We start from the raw sequence: 2,457 nt of genomic DNA, 5'->3' as shown, positions 1-2,457 counted from the left end.
AGTTCAAGCGTGGTCTCCGGGGCATCGCCCCGGATTCCCTCCTGGCTAGCGGACAATATTGGATTCGGACGTGCTCCGGCTTGGCTAATTAATGCGCGAGAAGCAGCCAGCTCACGTCTTGCAACAGCCAGTTCAGGGCTTGCAGAGCTAGCGAGTTCCAAGGCGCGTAGAAAGCTTATGGATTCGACAGACTCAACGGGGAATGTATTTGACACACCGACAGGTAAGGTCTGTGTGAAGGTCGGCAACTCTAAGGGTTGCGCAAAGGCGAGATTGCACGACAACGTCGTCAACCCCAGCGAGAAAAGAGCTTTTCGCACCGAAATCTCCTAAAAAAAGGGAAGGTTCGGTGAGACGTCAGATACAGATAAATGGCGCTTACTGGTTACTTTGGCGTCCCACCGGTTTTGCACCGATGCGCCAATTAGGTTTCTCAGGACGCCCCGCTTCAGCCGATGCGTAGCTAGCAGAAGGAAACGGTTTCAAGCTCATTGATAATACCGAACCAGGACAGATCCCTTTCGTTATAAGCGGCTTGATATGGTCGCCATGAAAGACACAGTCTCCATCCAGACTGATTTTTTTTGCGGCTTTTGACGATCCTTCCTCGTCAGTACCCAGAGACTCGTGCGGATGTTCGTGATGTCCAAGATGATTTGCTGCCGAACCATCCTCATGACTGCAGCTCGTGCTAACAACTGCCCATGATGATTGCAATGGGAACAAGGCTAGCAACATCAGCAAAACTATTTTTCTCATCCAAGGCAAAACGATGACTTCCTGGTTTAGATGTCGAATCCAATCATAAGAACTACCCCCGCCAAGACGCGAAACACATGCGCCTCTACTGCGATAGTGATTCGCCCTGAATTTAGTAGACAAATACACGAAAGCGTTTTTATCAGCCTTGCCAAGCCGGCGAGATAGCTGATGGCTATGGGGTGGTGACTTTAAATAAGTGTGGATAACGACCTGGTGACCGCAACATTACAAATCTGTAATCGAAGGAGTGCGCGATTGGGCTTCCTCAGATTACAAAATAGTCATTTGCCGCTAATCCTGCCGTCATCTCTAGGGGAAGAACATGGCCAAGCGCTAAAAACAAAAAGGCGAAAGGCGTCATTCGAGCACTGACCTGCCGTACATAAGGAGCATCATCATGAGCAAAAAGGCCGTTTTTTCGCTGACAGCCCTTTCACTGGCATTGGGCAGCGCCCCGGTCTTTGCCCAATCGGAAACAGCCGAGGGCTTCATCGAAGGCAGCACGCTATCGCTGATAAATCGCAACTTCTATTTCAATCGGGATTTTCGCGACGGTGAGAGTGCCGCCGGCAATGGCTACTCCGAGGAATGGGCCCACGGATTGATGGCCTTCTTCGAGTCCGGATATACCCAAGGCTCGGTAGGGATTGGCTTCGACGCTTTCGCCATGCTCGGCCTCAAGCTCGACTCCGGTTCGGGGCGCTCCGGTGTGGGCGGCAGCATCGACCTGCTTCCCCACGACAGCGCTGGCGATCCTGAGGATGACTTCACACGGGTGGGGGGCGCGGTGAAAGCACGCTTGCTGGACACCGAGATCAAGGCCGGCGATGTATTTCCCACTACACCTGTCGTGCACTTCGGCGACTCTCGGCTGCTGCCGGAGTCTTTCAAGGGTGTCACCGTTGTGAACAACTCGCTGGACGACCTCACCCTTCAGGGAGGCCGCTTGCACGCGATGAGCCAGCCCAACACCAGTAACATGAACGAAGACTTCGTCACCTTCTACGGCGGGGGCGTAGACGCGCCTTGGCTCGGCTACGCAGGCGGTGACTACAGCGTGAATGAAAATATCAGTCTTAGCCTGTACACCAGCCGCCTCAAAGATGCCTGGAACCAGCATTACTTCGGTGCGTCGGCCACCTATCCGCTCTCCGATATCGTCGCGCTGCTGGCCAGCTTCAACTATTACAAGGCAACCGACGAAGGCCGTGAGTTGCTGGGCGAGTTCAACAACAACATCTGGAGCTCCAGCCTGGGTGTCGCCTTCGGCGCGCACACCGTCACGGCGTCGTATCAGCGAAACAACGGTAACAACGACTTTGACTACTTGCGCCAGGCGGACTCGATCTACCTGAACAACTCCATTCAGTACAGTGATTTCAACTCACCTAAAGAGCAGTCCTGGATGCTGCGCTACGACCTGAACATGGCGGAGTACGGCATACCCGGGCTTACTTTCATGACCCGCTACGCCCGCGGTTGGGGCGCCGATTACAGCAACGCGAACGAGGTGTACATGCGCCAAGACGATAACGGTGCGCCGCTGACGGGACAGAACCGCTGGGAACGCGACGTCGAAGCCCGCTACGTTGTACAGACTGGCTCTCTCAAGGATTTGTCTCTGCGGGTGCGCCAGGCTACCACGCGGGCGACTGCTTTCGAGTCCGACCTCGATGAGGTCCGATTCATCGCCGA

At 54.6% G+C, this 2,457-nt stretch carries 1 protein-coding gene and 1 pseudogene; one reads left to right on the top strand and one right to left on the bottom strand.

Annotation, left to right across the window (positions count from 1 at the left end):
- Positions 1-320: pseudogene (locus tag ACSSNI_RS22655) on the bottom strand (TolC family protein); the annotation flags it as partial.
- An 839-nt stretch (positions 321-1,159) separates the two neighbouring features.
- Between ACSSNI_RS22655 and ACSSNI_RS22650 the strand changes: the two are divergent.
- Positions 1,160-2,457: OprD family porin (locus ACSSNI_RS22650; protein ID WP_448260334.1), on the top strand; the 1,298-nt coding region annotated here is incomplete at its 3' end.

The sequence above is a fragment of the Stutzerimonas tianxiuensis genome (assembly GCF_053470365.1).
This window is presented reverse-complemented; position numbering and strand designations above follow the sequence as displayed.